The sequence below is a fragment of the Teredinibacter turnerae T7901 genome, assembly GCF_000023025.1.
Classification (GTDB): domain Bacteria; phylum Pseudomonadota; class Gammaproteobacteria; order Pseudomonadales; family Cellvibrionaceae; genus Teredinibacter; species Teredinibacter turnerae_B.
In genome coordinates, this window is record NC_012997.1 from 1,496,476 (window position 1) to 1,518,738 (window position 22,263).

The following is a 22,263-nucleotide window of genomic DNA, read 5'->3' on the forward strand; positions in this document are numbered from 1 at the left end:
GGATGAGATTCCACCGAACTGCACCGGAACCAGTTAGTTAATTGGCGTGCCTTTTTCGCTGGGAATGTTTTACTCCGACGTTGTGGCATGTGTGAAAACATATGGCTGATCGAGTTTTTCCGATGAAGAAACATGCGCACTTTTTCCAGCGTGTTCCTTTGTACCAGCTCGTTAAAACTCGACCTAATCCAGTGGTTTAGATGTCAGTTAGCTGCCGGATTTATGGGTAAAGCATCCCGACAAACTGTTATTCATGGAAGGTACAGTTTATGAAAGCTTCTCCCGTTATTTTTCGCGTATTGGCCGTGTTGTTTGCCGCATGTACGTTGTTGCTGTTACTCAAACCCATGAGTGGAACAGCGCCCAACAAATTTCTCGATGGCAGGCATCTCTACGTGAGTGGCAAGATATGGCTCTCGGGTAACAGCCCTTACGATCATCTGTTGTATCAACGAGTATGGGCTGAGGAAATGCAGGGTGAAAATTTTCGCCCGACGCTCTACGGTGACCAGGGCGGCGATGCAGCGCATCTCTACCCGCCGTCTCTGGCGTTGGTAACGGTTCCCGTTGCTTTGTCGGGTAGCTGGAATACTGCCCGCTGGTTGTTGGCCGGTATCAATATTCTCGTGTGGTTAATTACCCTTTCTCTTCTCTGGATGCTCATCTCACGCCATACAAAGGCGGCGGTAATAACCAAGCACAGGGCGTTGAGTGTTGCTGTTGTCGTTGCGGTCGCTAGCATGGTCAGCTCGGTGGCCGCTACGATTTACGTGGAGCAAACCTCGCTTTTTGCCTTGGCTGGCATACTCGGTGCGCTTTACTTTTTGGAGCTGCGGCGCTACTGGCTGGTCGCGATCTGTGTGTTGGTTGCGTCTATTAAGCCGCATCTATCGTTGCTTTTGATGGGGTTCATACTTGCACAGCCGGTTCGGCGGCCAGTATTTTTCCGCGCAGCATTGGTGGTGGGGTTGTTCAACGGCATCATGTTGCTGTGGGGAGGAGATCTAAATCCGTTGCCAGAGTTGCAACGTTCTATCGCCGACTACCAGCATGCCGGAGGGCCGAATGATGCTGGTATCCTGCCGGGCCTGCGCTCACTCACTGGCTGGGCTACGGCGACGGTTGCTGTGTTAGGCACCTTACTCGTTGCTGTGGTAGCGCTTGTTCATCGCCATTTGGTTGTTGCCGAGTGGGTAACGCCCCCGTTTGCTCCCCAATACGTCGCCCTTGTGTTCCTCATAACGCTCCTGTGCATGCCGCTGCACATCTATGACTACACCTTGCTCGCGGGCACGCTCATTGCGCTTCCCGTGTTGAATCGAGTGCAGTTTGTGATATTCGCCGGGTTGTTTCTGGCAGGTGCGCGCTATATCAATGTGTCTACCATGCTGGGAAGCATCGGCTTGCCAGTCGACAGGTCTATGGTGCTTACTCTTGCAACCCTAGGTTTGGCGTGTCTACTCACAACGGCATGTTTCCCTATGCGGGGCACATTAGCCGTGCGGGTGTGGACCAAGCCACAAAAACGGCTGGTGTAACGTCTTTTGGGTCATAAGTGGGTACTTACTTCAAGTGATTGGCTCTGTATCACTTGAGTATTCGCCGAATCACCTTTAAAATCCGCAAGCTTCGCGATCCGGGCATGGCTGGTCACGAGAACTGGCACAAGATACGAGCCGTTGTCTTTGCTGGTTAGAGTTGATGAGTTGATTTTGCGTTGATAGTTTAAGTTGACGCAGAGAGCAGCCAGTTTGGGCTGCGTCGCGAAGAATAGTATTTCGATGTTGCGCGTTTTTTATTCGCTGGATACAGCTTTGGCGAGGCGCGTAGCTCACAGATTTTACGCCATACGTAAGTACTCGGCGTAAAGTAGGGCAGGGGCTGTGCACGTGTTCGCGCAGGTTCTGACCTAACAAACGAACCCTCAGGCTTTTTAGCTGCCTAGTTGGTTCTGAAAGTAACACTCTGGGTTTAAACCCGATTTTGGAGAAGACAAATGCCAAAAGCTAAAGTACATAGCGGTGCTGCTAAGCGGTTCAAAAAGACTGCTGGCGGTTACAAGCACAAACACGCTTTCAAAAGCCACATCCTCACTAAGATGACTACCAAGCGCAAGCGTCAGTTGCGCGGTACCAGCACGCTGAACGCGGCTGATGTGCCAGCGGTAGATCGTATGTTGCGCGCCAAGTAATTGGCCCCACCAGTAATTATTTAGAGAGGAGTTCACATGGCTCGAGTTAAACGTGGAGTGGTGGCGCGCCGCAGCCACAAGAAAGTTTTAAAAGCAGCAAAAGGTTATTACGGTGCTCGTTCGCGCGTATTCCGTGTAGCTAAACAAGCCGTTATTAAGGCGGGTCAGTACGCGTATCGCGACCGTCGCAACAAAAAGCGCAATTTCCGCGCGCTTTGGATCACCCGTATCAACGCACAGTCTCGCGCCGAAGGCATGAGCTACAGCCGTTTGATCGCTGGTCTGAAAAAAGCGGAGATTACGCTGGATCGTCGTGTATTGGCTGACCTGGCTATTCACGACAAGCCTGCATTTGCCGCTATTGTAGCGAAGGCAAAAGACGCGCTGGCTGCTTGATCAAAGTCATTGGGTAACCAATGGGTTTGTAAAACGATCATAAAGGGAAGCGTTTCGACGCTTCCCTTTATTTTTTCTGGCGAGCAGCCAAAATAACGCCTGTTCGCTCAAAATCACTGGCCAGTTCAGCGATAATCAGCACCTTCTCTGCGCTTTGCGTAAGCGCAAATTCTCAAATTTCGACATTCGAATAAGTATCGAAGCACACACCACTATGGAAAATCTAGAAGCGTTAACCGAAGAAGCGATTGAATTGGTCAACTGCGCCAACGACCTGGCCGCGCTGGACACTGTGAGAGTCAATTACCTGGGCAAAAAAGGCCCGCTCACCGCGCTGCGCAAAACCCTCGGCAAACTAAGCGCAGAAGAGCGCCCGGTGGTTGGAGCCAAAATTAACGAAGCCGTTGCCCGTGTTCAAGAACAACTAAACCAGAAAAAGGCAGCGTTGGAACTGGCGGCGATCAATACCAAACTCGCCTCCGAAACCATCGACGTGACGCTTGAAGGGCGCCGTAACGAGGTGGGCGGCTTACACCCGGTAACCCGCACTTTGGACAGAATCGAGCGCATCTTCAGTAACGTCGGGTATAAAGTTGAGCAGGGCCCGGAGATTGAAGACAACTATCACAACTTCGATGCCCTCAATATTCCCGCACATCACCCCGCGCGGGCGATGCACGATACCTTCTACGTGGATGAAGACCGCGTATTGCGCACCCATACCTCGCCGGTACAGGTGCGCACCATGGAAAACCAGCAGCCGCCGATTTACATCATCTGCCCCGGCCGTGTTTACCGCTGCGATTCCGACCAGACTCACACACCGATGTTCCATCAGGTGGAAGGGTTAGTTGTTGATAAAAACGTCAGCTTTGCAGACCTTAAAGGGACCATTGTGGATTTTCTGCGCGTGTTCTTCGAAAAAGACGACCTCGAAGTACGCTTTCGTCCATCCTTCTTCCCGTTTACGGAGCCTTCAGCTGAGTTCGATATTCAGTGGGCGTCCAGCAAAACCGGCTGGCTCGAAGTTGGTGGCTGCGGCATGGTGCACCCGAATGTGCTGCGTGCAAGTGGCGTGGACCCAGAGGTGTATACCGGCTTCGCGTTCGGCCTGGGGGTAGAGCGCCTCGCCATGCTTCGCTACGGCGTCAATGATTTGCGCCTGTTCTTCGAGAACGATCTCGACTTTTTGAAGCAATTTTAAGCCAACGGTCAGAGCAGAAAGCATGCGCGCGCGTGGTCGTGCGAGCACACAATTAATACAGTGTGGAATGTCCGGCTTCCACAGAATACAGAGCTAAAAAAACATGAAATTCAGCGAATCCTGGTTGCGTACCTGGGTAAACCCCAGCATTAACACAGAACAACTCGTAGAACAGCTCACCATGGCTGGCCTGGAAGTGGACGGCGTAGAACCGGTGGCCGGCAGCTTTAGTCAGGTGGTCGTCGGCGAAATTCTGGAAGCCGAGCAACATCCGGACGCGGACAAACTGCGCGTATGTAAAGTTGCCGGTGCGCCAGACGGCATCAAGCAAGTAGTCTGCGGGGCCCCCAACGCGCGCGTGGGCATCAAAATTCCATTCGCCCTGGTAGGCGCACAGCTGCCACCGGGTGACGACGGTAAAGCGTTCAAAATTAAAAAGGCCAAGCTGCGCGGCGTGGAATCCATGGGAATGCTGTGTGCAGAAACTGAACTGAAAGTGGGTGACGATGATTCCGGCTTGATGGAACTCGCCCTAGACGCGCCAGTAGGCACCGATTTACGCGAATACCTCCGTCTTAACGACACCATTATTGAAGTAGACCTTACCCCTAACCGCAGTGATTGCTTGAGCCTTAAGGGCCTTGCGCGCGAAGTGGGCGTATTGAACCGATGTGAGGTGAGCTACCCCGAGATTACACCAGTAGCGCCACAATCAGCGGAATCCTTCCCGGTTGAGCTGCTGGCGGGCAATGCCTGTGCCCGCTACGCCGGGCGCGTTATCAAGGGTGTTGATGTGAGTGCGCCGAGCCCGCAATGGCTGCAGGAACGCCTTCGCCGCGGCGGTATTCGCTCCATCGATGCCATTGTGGACGTAACCAACTACATCCTGCTCGAACTGGGTCAGCCGATGCACGCGTTCGACCTGGACAAACTGAATGGCGGCATCCGCGTGCGCATGGCCGAACAGGATGAATGCCTGACGTTGTTGGACGGCCAGGAAGTAAAACTTAACAGCGACACCCTGGTGATCGCAGATGCCGCAGGCCCGCTGGCCATGGCCGGTATTATGGGGGGCGAACCCTCGTCGGTTACTACCACTACTACCAATATATTCCTGGAAAGTGCGTTCTTCTCGCCGCTGGCCATTGCCGGTCGCGCGCGCTCCTATGGCCTGCATACCGACTCCTCGCACCGCTTTGAGCGCGGCGTAGACTTCAATGGCACAGTCGCCGCATTAGAGCGAGCGACCCAGCTGTTACTCGACATCGTCGGCGGTGAAGCAGGGCCTGTTGTTTGCCAGGAGTTGCCAACAGAATTGCCCGCTGCACGCAGCGTTACCCTGCGTCGCGAACGCATTGAGCTGGGTCTCGGCTTCGCTATTCCGGACGACGAAGTGCTGGATATTCTCGCGCGCCTTGGTTTGGAACTGCGGGATACCACCGCAACAGGGTGGGAATTCAACGTACCGACTTACCGCTTCGACATCAGCATCGAAGAGGATCTGCTCGAGGAATTGGCGCGTATCTACGGCTACAACAACCTGCCCAGCACCCAGATGCGTATTACTGCGGAATTGCCGCTTATTCGCGAGCAGAAAATTCCCGAAGACCGTGTCGCACGCCAGTTGATAGGGCGTGGTTATCAGGAAGCAATTACCTATAGCTTTATCGACCCGAAATTGCACCAGCTCTTCGAAGGTGGAGAAGCCGTTGAATTGCTCAACCCGATTTCTGCCGATATGAGCACCATGCGCACTTCGCTGGTTCCCGGTCTGGTGGATACCCTGGTACGCAACCTCAACCGCCAGCAAAGCCGCGTGCGACTATACGAGAAAGGCCTGCGTTTTGTCCCTTCCGAAGCAGGGCTAACCCAGGTACCGGGTATTGCCGGTTTAATCTACGGTCCGCGCTACGAGGCGGCCTGGTCCGCGGACAAAGGTGAAGTGGATTTTTACGACCTGAAAGGGGACCTGGAGTCGCTGCTGGCGATTACTGGCCAGGCGTTCCAGTTTGCACCCAGCACACGCCCCGCCATGCACCCTGGTCAGTGTGCTGATGTTGTCTTGAACGACAAGATTGTAGGCTATTTAGGTGCCATTCACCCGGCAGTCCAGAAGCAGCTGAGTATCGCACGCCCAGTATTCGTGTTCGAGCTGGACCAACAGGCTGTCGCCGAAGGCACCGTGCCCGAGTTTAAGCCATTGTCTAAATTCCCGGGCGTTACCCGCGATTTGGCCGTACTTGTCGACAAGGGCGTCAGCAGTGCACAGCTCGAAATTGTCATCAGAAATAATGCTGGCGAAAGCTTGAAGAAGTTAAAGGTTTTTGACGTTTATAGCGGCGAAGGCATTGATCCTAAAAGAAAAAGTCTTGCTTTTAGCTTGACCTTTCAGCATCCTTCACGCACTCTTAATGAAGAAGAAATCAACAGTGCAGTGAGCGCAATCGTTGCGCAACTGGGGGATGAATTCGATGCAAGCCTCCGATAATGGCTCAAAAGAATCGTTAACCAAAGCGGATTTGGCAGAAAACCTCTACGAGGAACTTGGCTTCAACAAGCGTGAAGCCAAAGAACTGGTAGAGTACTTCTTCGAAGAGATTCGCAACGCGCTCGAAAACAACGAGCAAGTGAAGCTGAGCGGCTTCGGAAACTTTGATTTACGCGACAAGAAACAGCGTCCGGGCAGAAATCCCAAAACCGGGGAAGAGATCCCTATCACCGCGCGAAGGGTGGTAACATTTCGGCCAGGACAAAAATTAAAGGCACGAGTCGAAGCGTATGCTGGAACCGAGTAATAACGACGAATTACCCGTAATCCCTGGCAAGCGCTACTTCACCATTGGAGAAGTCAGCGAGTTGTGTGCGGTAAAACCGCACGTTCTTCGTTATTGGGAACAGGAGTTTCCGCAACTCAAACCGGTTAAACGCCGCGGCAACCGCCGGTACTATCAGCGGTCCGATGTACTTACCATCCGCCAGATCCGCTCCCTGCTCTACGATCAAGGCTTTACCATCGGTGGTGCGCGCCAGCAAATGACCACTGACGGCAAGCCTGAAGAACTTGTTCTGGGCGATGTTGTGCAGGATATGATCAGAGAGCTGGAAGCCGTTTTGGCGATGCTTAAAAGCTAATCAAGCCGCCAAAATACAGCAAAAAAGGGGCTTGCATAAAGCCCTGTAATCCGTATGATGTGCGCCTCGCCTGCCATTGTACGCAGCGAATTCGGAGTGTAGCGCAGCCTGGTAGCGCACCACACTGGGGGTGTGGTGGTCGTCGGTTCAAATCCGGCCACTCCGACCAATCAAACAAAAAAAGGCCACCTATTGGGTGGCCTTTTTTTGTTTGCCGGCTGAAGTGATGGACTTTCGTTCTTAGACCTCGGTTCACTAATTTGCCAAAGGCAAATTTGGGCGCCCGATAGGGACGGGTGCAGCCTGGGACGCACAGTCCGAGGTGCAAAGCACCGAGTCCATTCCGGCCACACCCCAGTGATCTCTCTAACTCACCCAACGGGTGGCCTTTTTTGTTTGCCGGTTGAAGTGACCGACGTTGTTCTTAGACCTCGGTTCACTAATTTGCCAAAGGCAGATTTGGGCGCCCGATAGGGACGGGTGCAGCCTGGGGCGCACAGCCCGAGATGCAAAGCACCGAGTCCATTCCGGCCACACCCCCGTGATCTCTCTAACTCCCTGAACGGGTGGCTTTTTTGTGTCTGTAATTTAAGTCCATATTAAGTCCAAATTCGAAGCGTGTTTTGGCGTAAGACGTGCCCTAGACTAGGTGATTCAGAGTGTGGTCTTGTTGCATTGGCAGCGCCACTGACTCGACTCCAGATAAAGGGGGGCGGCAGTAATAGGTGGCTATGAATGCCAGTGATCAATATTTGACAAGTTTCCGGCTCCCCCCATAAACTCCCAGAATTCGTAAGGCAAATCGGATGTGCTTGAATGGAGTTCAGATACGATAAAGGGGAGAGGTTCACCCCAGCTCACCACGAGGCGCCCGCCTCAACTTTGGCTGTTGAACAGTGGCAAAATCATCCATCGCTATATGCCTATAGCCGCTCAACCCCTCTTTCTTTAGTCCTCTCTATCAATCAGGCTCTTAAAGGCACACAAAAAGCAGTTCTGACCACTGGTAAAATCGAAGAGTGATTTTGAGAGTTTTACTGCACTGCTGTTTGTTTATTCCCCGCTTATTAGTACCGCTGGGGTGGGCTAGGTGTCTTTCTTTTAACGTCGTTGAAGAGCTGCTTTCGACCTTTAGCGGGCATAAATAAAGGATGGACCCATTTATTGTATATCTGGCAAAAAAATTATTGATGGGACCATAACTGACATGAGTAGTGTAAATAACTAAACAATGGGCTGGGTTCGCGCCATAAAGCAAAATCAATTGCTCGACCTTCATTTTAGCTTCAAGGTCTAAAACCGCGCAAAGAAAATAAGAAGGATATTATTCATGGCATCAGAGTTAAATATTTCAGAAATATATGAACAGAATCTAAACTTTCTAATTGGCTCTGGCGCATCTTTCGGATACTTGCCAACCCTACAGCTATCACTCAAAGATAGCTTGATGGAAGAACAGTTCACGGTTGAAACGCTATCTGTTGAATTGACCAAGCGGAATCAAGAAACACTAAATACGCTGTTATTTATGCACTATTACAATTCCTGCATAAAACCAGCTATCGAATCAAACCCTCCTGTACCATTACCACCTCACAGATTAGAGGTGATAAATCACTATACAGATTTCATATCAACCGTTTCTAGTGTGATAAAGGAAAAGAAAGCTAACGAACGAAAATGCAATATATACACTACAAACTATGATGGCTGCCTAGAGTTTGCAGCAGAAAATATATTATCGAATAGCGGTCAAACAGTTTCCATAAACGATGGAACAAACGGCTTCAAAAAAAGATATTTTCATACGAAAAACTATAACAATCACGTTATACAAAAAGGAATATTTGATAACTATTCAACGCCAACACCTCAAATAAACGTCCTGCATGTACACGGATCGGTATATTGGAAAAAAGAAAGCGGCCACATTGTCGTGGACTACAGCAATCAGGATGCAGGAATATCATTTAACGAAAGAGAGTTGGAGCTTCTCAGTGAGTTTTCCACGATTGTTGGAAATGAGAATGCCACTGAAAACGACCTTCTTGCTTTGCAGCACAACGACGAAGTATATTGCCAAGGATTTTGGAGTAAGTACAACAAACTTCCTATAGTAAATCCAACCAAATGGAAGTTTTATGAAACCGTTTTTGAAGAGAATTATTATCAAATTCTTAGACATCTTAGTTTTGAGCTTGAACGACCGAATACCGTTTTTATAACATTCGGATTTTCATTCGCAGACGAACACATATTACATCTTGTCCAGCGATCACTTTCAAATCCATCTCTCACCGTTTACGTTTGCTGTTTTAACGAACCTGAGAAGTCTGTTATGAGTGCGAAGTTTAAAGACTATCCAAATATTAAGCTCGTAACAACCGAAGCTGTCCTAAACTTTTCTGCATTCAACTCACAAGTATTCACTTTATCAAAAGGCGATGGAACTGCTAATGGATAGCGTTGGAGAGGTAATAGAGGTACGAGGTGTAAAAATTGTCATTCGTGTTTTTGACGAATCAAACAAAGAAACGCTTTTTTACCTTGGAGAGAAATATAAAGGTATCTCAATACGGGAACACGTGACAATACGGCGCGGCTTTAGAAACATAGTTTGTATCGTCGAGGGCGAGTATTTAGATGAAAAGAAATTGAACGAAGATCAGACCGACTTTGTTAGAAAGGTTGAGCTAAGGCCAATAGGTTACTTTCAAGAAGGTGAATTTTTGGAGGGAATAAAATACCTACCAATGATTCGAGATTCGGTATTCCTTATATCGGAGTCCGAGCTATCAACAATATATGGGCGATGCCAAGAGGATTTTTTCGTCGGAAAGCTGTTAAAGGAAGGTATTCCCGTCTCTCTATCATGGTCAAAACTGTTTAATACCCATATCGGAATATTTGGTAATACAGGAAGTGGAAAGTCCAATACGCTAACCAATTTATATACAAACTTATTTGAAAAAAAGAAAGCCAGCATAGCTGGGAAAAGCCAATTTATTGTTCTCGATTTTAATGGTGAATATACCGGCAACCAGCTTCTCCCGCTAGAGGAGAAAAGCGTATATATACTCGACACAAAAACCGACCAAGGACAGCGATTTCCACTTTCTGAAGAGGAATTTTGGGATGCGGAGGTTTTTGGCATACTTTTTAAGGCTACAGAAAACACCCAAAAGCCGTTTTTGTCTAGGGTGGTTAAAGGGCGGGAGAAATATTTGGACGTACCCAATAGCCTGCAAGCCTACACTAAAAAAGTTTTTACTCGCGCATTGACTTCCGCTTCACCTAAAAAGGAGTTTTCTGATCTTCTTAGAATTGTTGCGAAACTAATAGGCGCAACGGAGTTAGAGGATCAGCTTTCTCGACTAAGCTGGCATGGAAAACTTGAGAAATTCTACTTTCCAGGTAGCAATCCATTTGCATCACTAGATGGTGGTAAAAACGACAGCACATATATCAACTATTTTAAAAATGACATAGACAATATCACGTTACCGGCTTTAACACATTTTGACCAACTGATTGTTCGTATTAACCTTCAGCTAGCAAGCGATCTGATTGGCGGGTATGTTCAATTCGACCACATTCAGCCTCTCCTAAAAAGAATAGAGTCATCAATTTCTTCATTGAAGAAAGTCATTACTGTTTCCAATGAGCAAGACGATAAAATACTTACTGTCATATCAATGAGAAAGGCAAATCAGGAAACAAAAAAGGTAATTCCATTGCTCCTTGCAAAGTATTATTACAACAAGCATAAAAATGCTCTTGCAAACCAAAGTCCACCGACAAAAACGATGCACCTCATAATAGATGAGGCTCATAACATTTTATCAGTACAATCAAACAGAGAGTATGAGAGTTGGAAAGACTATAGGCTGGAACTTTTTGAGGAAATAATTAAGGAAGGCAGGAAGTTTGGTATGTATCTCACGCTGTCCAGTCAGCGACCAGCGGATATATCTCCTACTATAATGTCACAATTGCATAACTTTTTCATTCATAGGCTGGTCAACGATAGGGATTTATTTTTACTGGAAAACACAGTAAGCACATTAGACAGTCTGTCGAGAGGCATGATCCCAAACTTGAGCAAAGGTTGCTGTATAGTGACAGGAACTTCCTTTGACTTGCCGATGGTAATTCAATTTAGCAAGCTGAATGTTGAGAATCAACCTGACAGTGATGACGTGGATTTAAGTGTCTTATGGAACGATCAATCAATACCTTTTTAAATATCAGAAATAAGGGGAATATCTTTGAGTTTGGATTAGACTAATGTCCGTCGATGGCAGACGAGAGACAGGTTGCACTTAACGTGGCTTTCTCAAAAGCGCTATTCTGAATGGTTAACGTCTGTTTTTAAATTTCGCTATCAATGCCTAGTACAGTTTTTCACAGAACTCCAAGTTAACCCTATAGGGCGGCTCAAAAAACTGACCCTGAGCTAAAGACACGTTCCCCGAGCATCGCAAGCAATGGCCTCTAGCTTGTCAGTATTACTGACAAGTGCTGGCAAGCCGCCTATCAAAGACTACACCGTGGAGTTCGAACTCCTCCACCGCCTGTTTAAATCGATCTGTACAGTAGGTATCCAAGCAGCTTTGAAATTGGGATTTGAATAGCAGGCTTTCGCCGATGCTGCCTTCATCGAGAACAATTATTTCACCGATTTCGCTCTGTGCTTCCAAAGTGTTCACGAGCGTCAGGCAGTTAAAAATCTGATAGGCTTCCCCCTCGACGACGAGGGGGAAGAATTCGCCCAAGGGTTTCATTAGGTCACCAAGGAATCGAAAGGCTTTGGGCGAGAGCAGTAAGGTCGCGTCTACCCAAGGTGAAATATCAGGTATGGCGTTGCTGTGCTCGTCTCCCGGCAGAAACTCCGTTTTCATAAGAGGCCAAAAATCAGCCGTTGCAATATTGAACTCACTGAACTTCATACACTCGTGGAGCGTGTAGCGTTCGGGGAAGGCATCGATAACATCGTCGATATGTAAATCGATGTCGCGGTATTTGTAATTGTCTTGCCTTACGGCGTAGATGTTCACAACTTACTCTGGCCTTTTAAGTTTCAGCGTATTGCTTTGCAGCTTTCTACTTGATGCTCTCTTCCGGTCGATTGCGAAACGCAAATTTCGGGCGTTGGCAATAATCTACACTCGGTATTCCAAGTAAATTGTTGCAGTACCTTTCTATTTTTTCAATTACAGAACTGAACCATTAGCTGAAAGCACTCGCCCGAACGATTTATGTGAGCATATGCTGCAGCGGGTTGATTAAACCATACCAAAACCGCACTATTCACAATTTCAACACTCTAAGCCGCCTAAGATACGACGCGCACGCTCTAGGCTGCGGTTTGTCTTTGCTCGCGTTTTTGTGGCGTGAAAATTAACATTTATGTTTCAGTTGAGTTCCAAGGAGAATAACGATGGCTAAAGTACTGGTTATTGCAGGTGATTTTGTTGAGGATTATGAGTTGATGGTGCCTTTTCAGGCGCTGCAGGCGATGGGGCACGAGGTGTTGGCGGTATGCCCGGATAAATCTGCCGGGGACAAAATAAAAACGGCGATTCACGATTTCGAGGGCGACCAGACCTATTCAGAAAAGCCTGGCCACGCGTTTACCTTGAACGCCAGCTTTGCGGATGTAAGCGAGAGTCAGTTCGATGCGTTGGTGATTCCCGGTGGTCGAGCGCCGGAGTACTTGCGACTGAACCCTGCGGTTATCGACATGGTGTGCGCCTTTGCCGCCAGTGCCAAGCCAATTGCCGCAATTTGCCATGGCGCGCAACTGCTGGCTGCGGCGAAGATTATTGAAGGCAAGAAAGTATCGGCTTATCCTGCGTGCGCACCGGAAGTTAAACTTGCGGGGGGCGACTATGCGGATATCGCGGTGGACGACGCTATCACCGATGGCAACCTGGTAACCGCGCCTGCCTGGCCTGCGCATCCCGCCTGGCTGAAACAGTTTAACGAGTTACTTAATAAATAGAGATATCCTTTTTCAGGGCAATGGCTAGCATGAGCAATAGTGAGCTGATCCGTGCGTTACAACAGGTGGCGGGCGAAGAGAACGTTTTAACCTCGAGCAAACAAACCCGTTATTACCGCACCGGATTTCGCTCAGGGGAGGGCAGCGCTGTTGCGGTTGTCTTTCCCTCCAGTTTATGGGTTCAGTGGCAGGTGCTCCAGGCCTGCGTTAATGCGGGGGCCATCATCATTATGCAAGCTGCAAACACTGGCTTAACGGAAGGTTCCAGCCCGAGCGGGCACGATTACGACCGGCCGGTGGTGATTATCAGCGGCAAAAAACTGGACAAGCTGGTGCTGCTCAACGAAGGTTCGCAGGTGCTGGCTTTTCCTGGTACTTCGTTGTATCAACTGGAAAATGCCCTCAAGCCGTTAAAGCGTGAACCGCATTCGGTTATTGGTTCTTCGTGTATCGGCGCTTCTGTGGTGGGCGGTATTGCCAATAACTCTGGTGGCGCGCTTGTACAGCGTGGGCCAGCTTATACAGAACTGTCCCTTTATGCCCAGGTGAACGAGCAGGGCGAGCTTACTCTGGTTAACCATTTGGGGCTGGAATTAGGCGATTCGCCGCAGGAGATACTACAGCGACTCGAAGCGTTGCCTGCGGAGTCGAACGCGCCTGCAACGGACAAAATGGCATCTGACCGGGAATATATTGCGCGGGTGCGCGATGTAAACGCAGAAACCCCAGCGCGTTATAACGCCGATCCGCGCCGCCAGTTTGAGTCCAGCGGCTGTGCGGGCAAGTTGGCGGTATTCGCGGTAAGGCTCGATACCTTTGTTGCAGAAGAGCAGTCGCAAGTGTTTTATTTGGGTACCAACGATGACGCTGTGTTTACCGAAATTCGGCGGCATATTCTCAGCTCCTTCGAGCACATGCCGGTATTAGGTGAGTATATTCATAAAACCGCGTTTGATGTGGCGCGGGACTATGGCAAGGATACCTTTATCGCGATAAAGCGGTTGGGGACCGATGCTATGCCCAGGCTTTTTTCGGTGAAGGGCTACTTTACGTCGGTGTTAAATAGTGTTCCTCTGCTGCCGAGAGATTTGCCAGACAGAATGCTGCAGTGGGCGAGTAAGCTGTTTCCACAGCATTTGCCAAACCGCCTGCTGCGATTTCACGCACGTTACGAACATCACTTGATTATAAAGATGTCGGGGGACGGTATCGCAGAATTAAACAGGTATCTCGCCTCGCTGTTTGGCAATGAAAGCGAGCATGAGCGAGCGGATAAAAGTAACGCCACCTCCAACGGCGCCTACATTGCGTGTACCCCGGATGAAGCCACAGATGCAATGTTGCACCGCTTTGCGGTGGCGGGAGCAGGAGTGCGCTATTTGCAGGTAAATACCGAGGAAGTTGAAGATATTGTTGCACTGGATATTGCCCTAAAGCGCAATGAATCCAACTGGTTTGAGGCACTGCCCAGTGAAATCAGTGAAAAAATTCTGCCTCCTCTCTATTACGGTCACTTTTTTTGCCATGTGTTCCATCAGGATTATCTGGTAAAGAAAGGCCATTGCGCGAAGGACGTAAAAAAAGCCCTGTTGGCCTACCAGGATACGCGTCAAGCCGCTTATCCAGCCGAGCATAACTTTGGCCATCTGTACCAAGTCCCACCAGAAACAGAAGCGTTCTACCGCAGCCTCGACCCCACCAACACATTTAATTCCGGTATTGGCAAAACATCCAAGCAAAAGCGGTACGGTGGCTGTTGTTAACTGCCGCTTGTCTGCTTACGTAATTACCTGCTTACTTACCTGCTTACTTACTTACTTAGCTGCTTACCTACTGGCTTAGCTTGCCTGCTCCACCCGTTGGGTAGGGCTAAATCAAATCATTAAAGCGTGTAGTAGCTTTTTTTAGTCTTGAAGGTAAATGTGCGTACTTGTCTACATACTGTGAGTGTGTCTACGACCGCTGCGGACTTAATCATCGTAGCGTGCCAAAGCAAATGAAACTCGCGTCAGTAGAAAAATTCAGGCACCAGCGCGCAGATTTTCGCTGGTGCTCGTGCTGCAAAAAATTCCCACTGTAATCATTCAATTTTAGGACATGAGTCACACTCTCACGCGTATCGAAAGTTTTTTCCAGCCTAAACTAGGCCTTAAGCCGAAGCCTTTTTTAACCACTACACTCTAAAATCCGCAGGTTTTTGCGGGCTTGTAGGAAAGTCAACTGTCGCATTGTCAACAATTTATAAACTCAATATCTACTTTTGCTATCTATAAAACACGCTCGCATTCACGTTGAATAGCCGCCTGAATTTCGTGGCTTTTATTTGGAGTGCATGTGAGCAATCTCAAGTTATACCGTCATCCTATATCCGGGCATTCACATCGAGCAGAGCTGATGCTCTCAATTCTTGGTTTGGATTATGAGCTTATAAACGTAGACCTGAAAAACGGCGAGCACAAAAAGCCGCAATTTCGCAAACTGAATATGCTTGGTCAGGTTCCGGTATTGGTGGATGGCGATACGGTTATTGCTGACTCCAGTGCAATTCTGGTGTATCTCGCAAAAACTTACGATAAGACGGGTGCATGGTTGCCGGACGCCGCAGTGGAGTTGGCTGAAATACAGCGTTTTTTATCGATAGCCTCACACCAGATGGTGAAGGGCCTGGTCACTGCACGAGCGATCAAATTACTCGGCAAAGACCTGGACTACACCGCAGCCATCAATGAATCCATTTCTCTTCTCAATTTGCTGGATGAATATCTCAATGGCCGCGAGTGGATGGTTGGCGAGCAACATACTATCGCCGATATCGCCCTGTACACCTACACCAAGCTCGCGCCGGAAGCGGGGGTAAAAATGGATATCTATTCGAATATTAGGCACTGGTTGGGGAATGTGGAATCAATCAACGGCTTTATTTCGATGAATGCCAAGAAATAGTCGTATTGACGCTTTATTAACAGCTATTTTCGATGTCGGGGGACGTGTGGATATTTTTCGTAAAAAAAGTGTTTTGACTCTGATGGTAGGCCTGGGCTTGCCGCTATTTTCCTATGCGGATTGTCCGCCGGACTACCCGGAGCAGGGCGTGATGGGCCCGCATGTGGAGCATGCGGATATAGCAAATGGCGCTGCTTCCCTGCGTAAGATTCGCGAGCTTGGCGAGCATTTGTTTACCGCAAAATTTAACATTTGTGATGGACTAGGTCGTCCGGCGACGACAGGCGGTGGAGAAAAACGCGAGCCAACGCAGCCTGCATTTATTCGTACCTCTGCACCGGAAACCAATTCTTGTGCCGGGTGCCACTCGCAGCCTTTTGTTGGTGGTGCCGGTGAGTTTGTTGTTAACGCATTCATTCTCGCGCAGCGTCTGGACCCGGTCACAGAATCCGTTTCGAATGAATTTAGCAATGAACGCAATACACTCGGTATGCACGGCGCCGGTGCGATTGAAATGGTCGCGAGAGAAATGACCTATGAGTTGCGAGCACAGGCCGAGGGGCTGGCCGATGGCGAGCATGTAATTTCCAGTAAAGGCGTGGATTTTGAGATTACCGTAGCAGGCGGTGAAGTGGTTGACAGCAAAGGTATTCGGCCAGACTTGATGGTGAGACCGTTTGCGCAATCGGGCAATATTGCCTCTCTGCGACATTTCACGATAGACGCGATGAATCATCACCACGGTATGCAGGCCGAAGAACGCTTCGACTTGTTTGCGGGTAAAGGGTTCGACAGCGACCACGATTTGGACGGTGTACATCGCGAGCTTTCCATTGGCGATATAACTGCACTTACCGTGTGGCAGGCGTCCTTGCCTGTACCTATACAGGTTATGCCGGAAAACCGCAGATTGCAGCATCGCATTCGAGACGGTAAGCGGGAGTTTGAAAATGTCGGTTGCGGTTCATGCCATAAACCATCACTCAAGCTGAATTCCCCGCTGTTTTCTGAGCCGAGCCCTCTTAACCTGGAACACACTTTCCGTGATGTAACCCAATCGATTGTCTGGAACATGACGACGGAGGGGCCTCGTCCGCGACTGCACGCTGAGGCGAATGGCGATATTCCAGTGGAAGCCTACACCGATCTCAAATTGCATAACCTATGTGATGCACCTGAGCGAGAAGATGCCATTCGCTTTTACTGCAACGAAGTACTGGATCAGGATCGACTTTCCCAAGATGGCCGACCGGGTGCCGAATTATTTCTTACCCGAAAATTGTGGGACGTCGGTAGCTCCGCGCCTTATGGCCATCGCGGCGATATTACCACCATCACCGAAGCCATTTTGTACCACGGCGGTGAGGCACGTGTCTCCCGAGATAACTTTGATCAACTGGATGCAGACAAAAAAGCCAAAATCGTTGAGTTTTTGAAATCATTGCAAGTCGTTGAGCGCGACACACTATAACCATAATTCTTAATGCCTAGCGGAAACGGAGAAAGTTATGAGCACGACTAATCAAGTTCAATTGATCAACAGGGATGATATCCCCTCGATGCGAACAGTTGTGGTAAACGGCGTAGAGCATTGGCTGGGACACGTTAAGGATTTTACCAAGCACAGCGCATTGGTGGATTTTTTACCCAAAGACAATCGTATTTCTATGGCGTGGGTTCGGCTGGAAGCGGGTGAGCAGTTGGATGAACACACTCACCCTGTCGATTCGATGATTCTGCTGTGTGAAGGTAGTGCTGAAACCATCGGTGATGTGAAAAGCAGTATGAACGCCGGCGACATTTTGGTGGTTCCACCGGGTAGAGATCACGGTTTTATCGGCGGGCAGCCGAACGGGTTTTGGGGGCTTTCTCTTCAATTTGATTCGCGTGGGCTGTATGAAGAAATTACAGATCCATGGGCATCGTTTGAAAAGCGAGAGGCGGATGCTATGGCGTTGCGCGATGATCCCAAAGAAATATTATTTCAGCGTAACGAATACTATATGGAGCGCTTTGACAAGCACCGCTTATTCGCACTGATCAATAAAGGGCTGCTAGACAAACCGGCTAACAAGGCGCGATTTTTAGACTGTTTCCAGGTTTGGTCCAACTATTTCCAAAAAATGGTGTTTGCACGGGTGTTATGTACACGTGAAGGCGCGCATGAAGACCTGGCTTGGGATCACTTGATTGAAGAGTTAGGTCACAATCGGGATTTGTCTGAGGCAAGAACCAAGAAAACGCCAGTATTCGACCCGATTCTCGAATCGTCCGCTGCCTGGTTTCAAAATATTATTCAAACGCTGAGTGATATCGAAAAAGTGGTATTGGTCCATTTGGTGGTGGAGTGTTCTGCAACGTTTTTCTACAAGCATGTTAAGCCTGCGATGCAGACAGAAAGCACTAACAAGCATTTTGACGAACATTCCATGCACGACCACGAGCACGTAAAAATGGGATACGACTTTATCCGCGAATATCCGGTGGGTGATCTTGCTCCCTTGCTCGAAATCCAGGAGAAAGGCTGGTCGATGCTGGGCGTTGTCATGGCAAGGATTGCAGATCTTGTCGTTCATTTCGCGGCAGCCGAGGTTGAGGAACCCGTCGCTCAGCAAGCTGAAGAACCAGAAAAAATGGAACTTGTCGGAGCCTGATATGAGCTGCACACCATTAGACACAGAGTTCAGACGACTTTCGCCAAAATTTTACACTGATGAAATCGTTTATCAGGCAGAGCTTGCCAATATTTTTGGCGGGCGTTCCTGGAACTACCTGTGTCTGATGTGTGAAGTGCCGGACGCCGGAGCTTATATCGAAACCTATATTGGCGAAACACCGGTTGTTGTTGTGAGAGACAAATCCGGCGACATTAACGCGTTTGTTAACCGATGTACCCACCGTGGTTCAAAGGTGTGTATCGCCAACAAGGGTAAAGCTAAGCAGTTTATTTGCCCCTATCATGAGTGGGCGTTCGATCTGAGCGGAAAACTTAAGGGCGTGCCCTACCGGCATGGAATCGACGGTAAAGGCGGTATGCCCAGTGATTTTAATATAAGTGACCACAACCTGACTCCGGTAAAAGTTGCCGTGCGCAACGGCGTGGTATTTGGGTCGCTGGCGCCGGATATGGACGATCTCGCGACCTATCTGGGGCCAAAAATTTGCAGCTACTTCGACAGGGTTTGCGACGGTCGGCCGCTTAAAGTGATCGGAAAGATGCGGCACATCATTAAGGCGAACTGGAAGTTACAGATAGAAAATGTGAAAGATCCGATACACGCGGCTATTTTGCATTCCTTTTTTAAGGTATTTGGCATTTGGCGTAGTGATCAAAAAACCGATGTTGTGGTCAGCGAAACTGGCAGTTCAAGTGTACTGGTTTCTACCGCGTCCTTCGATAAGCTCAAACCTGCGAAAGCGGAAAGCGCATTAAGTCTGGCAGACCCTCGGATGATCCAACACATTCGTGAGTTTGAGGGGGGAACCGGTGCAGTAATGACAATCTGGCCGAATCTCATTTTCTTGCAACAACTTAATTGTCTGGTGATGCGTCATGTACGCCCCGATGGTGCATCCAGGTGTATCCAAACCTGGACTTTTTTTGGGTTTCAGGATGAAGACATATCCCTTACAGAGCAGCGTCTACTACAAGCCAATCTACTTGGCCCCGCGGGCTTTGTAACTGTGGACGATAACGAAGTGCTCGAGCTTATTCAGGAAGACGCTGTTGCCCTGGGCGATACCCCAGTTGTGTTAGAGGCTGGTGAGGGCATGGGGGATACCGATTATATGGTGTCAGAATCCGCGATTCGAGCGTTCTATCGGTTTTATAAAAGCGCGCTAGGGGAGCAGCCCCATGGATAAAAAGACTGAATTTTTATTCCACTACGCGAACATTAACCATCTTTATGCGAAATACACACGCCTGCTCGATGATCAGTCTCTGGATGTATGGCTACAAGATTTCGATGCGAAGTGTACTTATAAAATCGGTACGCAGGAAAATATGGAAAGCGACTATGAGCTCGCGCTGGTTAATTGCACCGGTATAGATATGTTGCGTGACAGAGTAAATGGTCTGCGCACAGGTGTGTTTTTCCGCGAGCGATCCGTGCGACGGTTTTACAGTGGTCTCTCGATTGAGGAGAGGGTAATCGGTGAGCCTGTATTCTGTTGCCGTTCCAGTTTTTTCGTGTTGGAAAGTTTATGTGGTAAGCCTAGCCAGGTGCTGGCTGCTGGCATTTGTAATGACGAAGTTGTGATCCGAGAGGATCGTTATAAATTCAGAAAAAAACACTTCATCGTGGATGCCGCTGAAATACCTGGGTCCATTACCTATCCGTTTTAATGCCTTTGCGAGGAAATTACAGTGCGTCTAGAAACATCCAATCATCAGATGAAAAAAGTGGCGGTAATCGGCGCCGGATTGGCCGGGCTTGTCACCATGCGCGAGTTGCGTGAGGACAGTCACTCAGTAACCTGTTTTGAACTGGAGGATGATGTAGGGGGTACCTTTTACTGCCGGGATGACAAGGTAGGCGCATACAACGATATCCATCTTACGATATCGAACTACTTCATGTCGTTTTCATCCCACATCCCCAAAGATCGTAAACGGCGTTATTGGACGGGTTCGGAGTATCTGGAATATCTCCATGATTTCGCAGACAAATACAGCCTGAAAAAATTTGTGCGGTTCAAAACAGAAGTACTTAGAATCTCGCCACTGGATTCGGAAACCTGGGAAGTCGAGTTTCGCAACAGTGCTGGAGAAATCAAGAGCGAATATTTTGACGCTGTTGCCATATGCAGTGGAAAATTTCGTAACCCTAATATCCCGAATATTAGTGGCCTTGATCAATTCAAGGGCAGTATTCATCACAGCTATATGTATAAAACCCCTGAGGCATTTAAAGGCAAAGACGTGGTTTGCCTTGGCGTTGGAGAGTCGGGTTCCGATATCGCACACCAAATATCAAAGGTTGCTAAGACCGCCCACTTGCTGATCAAACGCCCTAAAAGTATTGTATCGCGAATAATTTTTGGTGATACCAACGATTCCCGCACCACCCGTGCTGCACACTATTCCTTTATTGTAAGCCAGTCCAATTTGGAAGCGTCGCTGAAAACCCGAATTGTACAGCGCGGCATTCGACACAACGAAAACAAGCGCGAGCGACAGCTATCGTCTATCTGGATGTGGAAGTATCTGGTAAAACAAGGGCTTCACGGCGAGTTTACTAATAAGAATGATGCATTCTTTCAGGACATAGATTTTGGTCGCTTGCAGCTTCACCTTACTGATGTGGATCACGCGGTGGAAGACGGTCTGATCCTTAAGGATGGAACTAAAATACCCTGCACCGACATCATGTTGTCCACGGGCTATAAGACGCAGTTCGACCTTATAGATCATCCGGCAGCGAAGGAAGCCGCAGAGAATATCCGCAATTGTTTTTGTCATATGATTCACCCGGATCTGCGAGATACCATGGCTTGGATAGGCTTTACCCGACCGGACGTAGGTGGCGTTCCAACCTGCGCAGAACTGCAGGCGCGTTATTTCTCGTCGTTGCTTGCGAAGCGGAATGCGCTGCTACCCGACGCACAATTGCGTGAGGAGATCGCGCGCTTAAAGCATGAGGAACAGGATTTCTATTTCTACATGGAGCCGAATAAGTCCGAAAACGTGAAGTATTACGTATTTACTCGCTACATGGCGCGCCTGCTTGGCGTGGAAGCAAAATGGTATCGGCTTATTTTGAATCCCCGGCTTTTCTATAATTTTTATTTCGGGAGTATGGTGGCTGCACAATTCCGCTTGTTTGGTCACGGTAAAAACTATAAAGAAGCAAAAGAGTTTGTCTATCGGGCGGGTATCACCAAAGCACCCCTGTCTCACTTGCTCTTTTTCATCCCGCTTTGCGCAGGGTTATCGGCGCTCGCGCCAGCGTTTCGCTTTGTTGCCAGGTTGTTTAACCTCGAGAATATGGATGTGAATCAGGATAGTAGCTTCCGCACCGTGCAGGAGATTCTTAAAAATCAATGGCCGGGTTGCAAGCGTTTTAGCAGTGTTAGCGATAACACGAATCTGGTAGATCTGTTTGATAAGCAGTACGAGCTCGAAGGCTTTAAATTTTTCTTGCAGCAGCGCTACGGTGTCCACGAAAGTGTTATAGGTTCCGGCCAGGTATCGGTATCGAGCGTAAATTCCCACTTGGCGAAAGGTCATTACTCCGAGGCTTCGGCTACGTCCTAAGGCTCTGCCTAACACTCTATGGTGAAATCCCGTGGTTTGGGCGCGGGGTTTCGGCTATAGCGGTTGGTTGTTATATAAGTTTGCAATATTGGGCTGTTAGGCTAAGGGCAGGAGAAATATCGATTGTTTTCAGG

The 22,263-nt window shown here is 48.8% G+C and carries 18 protein-coding genes and 1 tRNA gene; 18 read left to right on the forward strand and 1 reads right to left on the reverse strand.

All coding sequences use genetic code 11. The features are described from left to right. The first annotated feature begins 269 nt into the window (after positions 1–269). From TERTU_RS06440 to TERTU_RS06485, 10 genes are all read left to right on the forward strand, one after another. Positions 270–1,538, forward strand: a complete 1,269-nt coding sequence (locus tag TERTU_RS06440; protein WP_015819778.1) for a glycosyltransferase family 87 protein — start codon at positions 270–272, stop codon at positions 1,536–1,538. Positions 1,539–1,996: 458 nt separating this feature from the next. Beyond that, complete coding sequence (gene rpmI, locus TERTU_RS06445) at positions 1,997–2,191, forward strand: 50S ribosomal protein L35 (RefSeq protein WP_018013586.1); 195 nt, start codon at positions 1,997–1,999, stop codon at positions 2,189–2,191. A gap of 36 nt (positions 2,192–2,227) precedes the next feature. Continuing rightward, the gene (gene rplT / locus TERTU_RS06450; RefSeq protein WP_015818090.1) at positions 2,228–2,587 is read left to right on the forward strand and encodes a 50S ribosomal protein L20; all 360 of its coding nucleotides are present in this window, start codon (positions 2,228–2,230) and stop codon (positions 2,585–2,587) included. A gap of 214 nt (positions 2,588–2,801) precedes the next feature. Beyond that, positions 2,802–3,791 (forward strand): phenylalanine--tRNA ligase subunit alpha, encoded by a 990-nt coding sequence (gene pheS, locus TERTU_RS06455; RefSeq protein ID WP_015818684.1) that lies wholly within the window; start codon positions 2,802–2,804, stop codon positions 3,789–3,791. Positions 3,792–3,894: 103 nt separating this feature from the next. Further along, positions 3,895–6,279, forward strand: a complete 2,385-nt coding sequence (gene pheT, locus TERTU_RS06460) for a phenylalanine--tRNA ligase subunit beta (protein WP_015817155.1) — start codon at positions 3,895–3,897, stop codon at positions 6,277–6,279. Continuing rightward, positions 6,263–6,586: an integration host factor subunit alpha gene (gene ihfA / locus TERTU_RS06465; RefSeq protein ID WP_012779336.1), complete on the forward strand. Its 324-nt coding sequence runs from the start codon at positions 6,263–6,265 to the stop codon at positions 6,584–6,586. The genes pheT and ihfA overlap by 17 nt, the downstream gene beginning before the upstream one ends. Further along, a complete protein-coding gene (locus TERTU_RS06470; RefSeq protein WP_015819942.1) occupies positions 6,570–6,923 on the forward strand; it encodes a MerR family transcriptional regulator in 354 nt (117 codons plus the stop codon). The genes ihfA and TERTU_RS06470 overlap by 17 nt, the downstream gene beginning before the upstream one ends. A gap of 92 nt (positions 6,924–7,015) precedes the next feature. Beyond that, positions 7,016–7,092: transfer RNA gene (locus TERTU_RS06475), tRNA-Pro, on the forward strand. A 1,161-nt stretch (positions 7,093–8,253) separates the two neighbouring features. Beyond that, complete coding sequence (locus TERTU_RS06480; protein WP_015819649.1) at positions 8,254–9,387, forward strand: SIR2 family protein; 1,134 nt, start codon at positions 8,254–8,256, stop codon at positions 9,385–9,387. Continuing rightward, positions 9,380–11,167: an ATP-binding protein gene (locus TERTU_RS06485; protein WP_015819795.1), complete on the forward strand. Its 1,788-nt coding sequence runs from the start codon at positions 9,380–9,382 to the stop codon at positions 11,165–11,167. Before TERTU_RS06480 ends, TERTU_RS06485 begins: the two co-directional genes overlap by 8 nt. A 264-nt stretch (positions 11,168–11,431) precedes the next feature. Here TERTU_RS06485 and TERTU_RS06490 read toward each other — a convergent pair whose 3' ends face one another. Continuing rightward, a complete protein-coding gene (locus TERTU_RS06490; protein WP_015819966.1) occupies positions 11,432–11,980 on the reverse strand; it encodes a hypothetical protein in 549 nt (182 codons plus the stop codon). A gap of 383 nt (positions 11,981–12,363) precedes the next feature. Here TERTU_RS06490 and TERTU_RS06495 point away from each other — a divergent pair, with 383 nt between their 5' ends. From TERTU_RS06495 to TERTU_RS06530, 8 genes are all read left to right on the forward strand, one after another. Further along, positions 12,364–12,927, forward strand: coding sequence for a DJ-1/PfpI family protein (locus tag TERTU_RS06495; protein ID WP_015816846.1), 564 nt, complete (start codon positions 12,364–12,366; stop codon positions 12,925–12,927). 20 nt (positions 12,928–12,947) lie between these two features. Then, on the forward strand, positions 12,948–14,690 hold the full coding sequence (dld, locus tag TERTU_RS06500; protein WP_015817270.1) for a D-lactate dehydrogenase: 1,743 nt from the start codon (positions 12,948–12,950) through the stop codon (positions 14,688–14,690). 571 nt (positions 14,691–15,261) lie between these two features. Continuing rightward, positions 15,262–15,870: a glutathione S-transferase family protein gene (locus TERTU_RS06505; protein WP_143876273.1), complete on the forward strand. Its 609-nt coding sequence runs from the start codon at positions 15,262–15,264 to the stop codon at positions 15,868–15,870. A gap of 46 nt (positions 15,871–15,916) precedes the next feature. Continuing rightward, positions 15,917–17,341 carry a di-heme oxidoredictase family protein gene (locus tag TERTU_RS06510; protein ID WP_015820832.1) on the forward strand — a complete coding sequence of 475 codons (1,425 nt, stop codon included), beginning with the start codon at positions 15,917–15,919 and terminating at the stop codon, positions 17,339–17,341. Positions 17,342–17,378: 37 nt separating this feature from the next. Further along, complete coding sequence (locus TERTU_RS06515; RefSeq protein WP_041590093.1) at positions 17,379–18,524, forward strand: cupin domain-containing protein; 1,146 nt, start codon at positions 17,379–17,381, stop codon at positions 18,522–18,524. 1 nt (position 18,525) lies between these two features. Beyond that, positions 18,526–19,734 (forward strand): aromatic ring-hydroxylating oxygenase subunit alpha, encoded by a 1,209-nt coding sequence (locus tag TERTU_RS06520; RefSeq protein WP_015819145.1) that lies wholly within the window; start codon positions 18,526–18,528, stop codon positions 19,732–19,734. After that, positions 19,727–20,218, forward strand: coding sequence for a nuclear transport factor 2 family protein (locus TERTU_RS06525; protein WP_015819636.1), 492 nt, complete (start codon positions 19,727–19,729; stop codon positions 20,216–20,218). The genes TERTU_RS06520 and TERTU_RS06525 overlap by 8 nt, the downstream gene beginning before the upstream one ends. A 21-nt stretch (positions 20,219–20,239) precedes the next feature. Further along, a complete protein-coding gene (locus TERTU_RS06530) occupies positions 20,240–22,129 on the forward strand; it encodes a flavin-containing monooxygenase (protein WP_015818549.1) in 1,890 nt (629 codons plus the stop codon). The last annotated feature ends 134 nt before the right edge of the window (positions 22,130–22,263 follow it).